Source organism: Endozoicomonas sp. SESOKO4 (assembly GCF_024606275.1).
On the sequence record NZ_JAHHPS010000065.1, the window covers coordinates 1 to 3,105 of the forward strand.

The following is a 3,105-nucleotide window of genomic DNA, read 5'->3' on the forward strand; positions in this document are numbered from 1 at the left end:
CGGATGATTTTACCGGCAGCGCGCTTGGTACCAACAAAAAGAATCTTGTTCTTACCTTCGGCAAGCTTGCGAATGAAGCTCATCGCTTCATTGAAGGCAGGCATGGTGTGCTCAAGGTTAATGATATGAATCTTGTTGCGAGCACCAAAGATGAATTTGTTCATCTTTGGGTTCCAGAAACGAGTCTGGTGACCAAAATGCACACCCGCCTTGAGCATGTCACGCATGGTGACTTGAGCCATGAGAAATCTCCTGTTACAGGGTTAGGCCTCCACACACCCCATGAGTTCGACCCAATGATCAGCTTTCGCTGATAGCCAGGGCACCCTGAATCATGTGTCGGTGTATGTGAGTTCTGGTTACAAAATAAATAAAAACCTCGCAGTCAGGCAACCCTGAACACGAGGACGCAGTTTTATACCACAATCGAATGTTGATTCATAGCCAGAAGACTTCTTAGAAGGAAGATTCATCAACTCCATGGAAACCGGTTCTACTTTACGATAGCCAACTCTCCCTTCTTTTCTGTTAGAATTCCAGCAAGTGAATCCGTAAAGCCCCGGGAAAGCTGCTTAAGTAAACCGCCATGAGCGAAAAACGACCCTATTATTCTGTCGTCATAAGGTCACTCGCTGCAAAGCACTCTCGGTATTTCCCGCGCCCTACAAAGAACATTTGAAATGAAAGTTACGATCAAAACCTCTGAAGATATTGAAAAAATGCGCATCGCCGGCAAGCTTGCTGCTGATGTACTGGAGATGATCACTCCCCATGTGAAACCCGGCATTACTACTGGTGAACTTGATCGTATCTGTCACGACTACATCGTTAATGAACAGCAGGCTATCCCGGCACCCTTGAACTATGGTGCAGCTCCCGGCCGCCCCGGCTTTCCAAAATCGATTTGCACCTCCCTTAACCACGTTGTCTGTCACGGCATCCCCAACGACAAGAAAACCCTGAAAAATGGCGACATGCTCAACATCGACATCACTGTCATCAAAGACGGTTATCACGGTGACACCAGCAAGATGTTTCTGGTAGGCAGTTCGCAACCTTTTGCTGAAAAACTGGTCAAAGTCACTCAGGAATGTCTTTACAAGGGCATTGAAATCGTTAGGCCCGGTGTCAAGTTAAGTGATATTGGTCGGGTGATCGCCCGGCATGCTCACGCCAATCACTATTCAGTAGTTGAAGAGTATTGCGGCCACGGTATCGGCAGAGTCTTCCACGAAGACCCTCAAGTCCTTCATTATGACGGCTATGGCGATCATAACGACTGCGTTCTGCAGGAAGGCATGACATTCACCATTGAACCTATGATCAATGCTGGTAAGAAGTTTACCAAACTCCTGGGAGATGGATGGACTGCGGTCACCAAGGACCGTCGCCCTTCTGCCCAGTGGGAGCACACCATTCTTGTTACCGCTGACGGCGTCGAAATACTGACTCTCAGAAGTGAAGAGACGCTTCCCTTTTGATCCCTGAATGGCTCGCTCATCTTATCAATAAAATCTCATCTATAAAGAGTGCGGGCCGGTTTTATTAGCGACGGAGTGCCAGGACCTATTATGAATCACGCAAGCCCACAGATTCCCGACCAGTTTAAAGCCCAACTGTTTGATAAAGACGCATTTGTTGCCGCTCTGAGCAACCAACCCTCCATCCCTCTTTACAAAAACACTATTCAGTCTGGCAGGGAAACGCTGAACCAATGGTTCAGTAAAGAAGTCAATATTGATCAGCTGGTATACAGCCACACCTGGCTCATAGACCAGATTCTTATCACAGCGTGGGAACAGTCTGCCTGGGACGATTCTGAACACATCAGCCTGCTCGCTGTTGGGGGTTATGGCCGCGGCGAGCTTCACCCCGGTTCCGATATCGACATTCTGATTCTTCTGGAGAGTGACGAGTACCAGATCCATCAGTCTGAAATCGAAGCTTTTCTAACAACTTTGTGGGACATCGGCTTAAAAGTAGGTTCCAGCGTCCGATCCGTAAGAGAATGCACTGAACAGGCCAGAAGTGACCTGACGATCATCACCAACCTCATGGAAGCTCGCCCCCTGTCCGATCCTGAAAACCTGAATAAAGAACTCCAGGAGAAGATCGACATCCACCACATGTGGCCCAGTAATCAATACCTTCAGGCCAAATTTGACGAACAGAAAGCCCGGCATAAAAAGTACGCTGATACCGCCTACAGTCTGGAACCTAACATAAAAGGCTCACCCGGCGGCATCCGTGATCTGCACATGCTGGGCTGGACGGCAAGACGTCATTTCGGTACTCAGGACCCCATCAAGCTTATGGCCCTGAATTTTCTGACGGAAGCTGAATACGAACAACTGATCCGCTGCCGGGCGTTCCTTTGGAAAATACGCTGGGCGTTGCATACACTCACGGGCCGGGGCGAAGACAGACTTCTGTTTGACCATCAGCGATCACTGGCTGAACAGTTTGGTTACCAGGACCACCCGGGCTCACTGGCGGTTGAACAATTCATGCAAAGCTACTTCCGCACGGTTCTAATCGTTGGCCAGTTCAAAGACCTGATCCTCCAACATTTTGATGACAAGATCCTGAATGCAGACAAACCGCAGACGATAACCCCGATCAATGAGCGATTCCAGATACATAATCAGTATATTGAAGTCACCCATGACCGGGTATTCGCTGATCACCCGCCGGCTATTCTGGAAATGTTTGTCCTGATGACCCGAGACCCGGATATTCTTGGCCCAAGGGCTGAAACCATCCGGTTACTGCGCGATATTCGTCACACTGTTGACAGCCAGTTTAGAAAAGATCCCAGATGTGCAAAATTATTCCTTCAGCTTTTGCAGGCACCCTACGGATTGACTATCAGCTTGAGAAGAATGGCCCGTTTTGGGATCCTTGGCCGCTACCTGCCAGAGTTTGGCCGCATAATCGGACAGATGCAATTCGACCTGTTCCACACCTACACAGTCGACGCTCATACGCTATTACTGATAAAGCATCTGCGCAGCTTTCGTTACGAAGAAAACAAGCAACGATACCCTATTGCTTCTCGAATCATCCATGACATAAAAAAACCCGAACTGCTCTATGTTGCCGGAC

The 3,105-nt window shown here is 48.7% G+C and carries 3 protein-coding genes; 2 read left to right on the forward strand and 1 reads right to left on the reverse strand.

The features are described 5' to 3' along the window. The coding region (rpsB, locus tag KDK16_RS01125) for a 30S ribosomal protein S2 (RefSeq protein WP_257274301.1) at positions 1-242 on the reverse strand (242 nt) is incomplete at its 3' end. Between the two features lie 438 nt (positions 243-680). Here rpsB and map point away from each other — a divergent pair. Both map and glnD read left to right on the forward strand, forming a co-directional pair. Further along, positions 681-1,481: a type I methionyl aminopeptidase gene (gene map, locus KDK16_RS01130; protein WP_257274302.1), complete on the forward strand. Its 801-nt coding sequence runs from the start codon at positions 681-683 to the stop codon at positions 1,479-1,481. Positions 1,482-1,571: 90 nt separating this feature from the next. Beyond that, on the forward strand, positions 1,572-3,105 hold a 1,534-nt coding region (gene glnD, locus KDK16_RS01135; RefSeq protein WP_257274303.1), incomplete at its 3' end, for a [protein-PII] uridylyltransferase.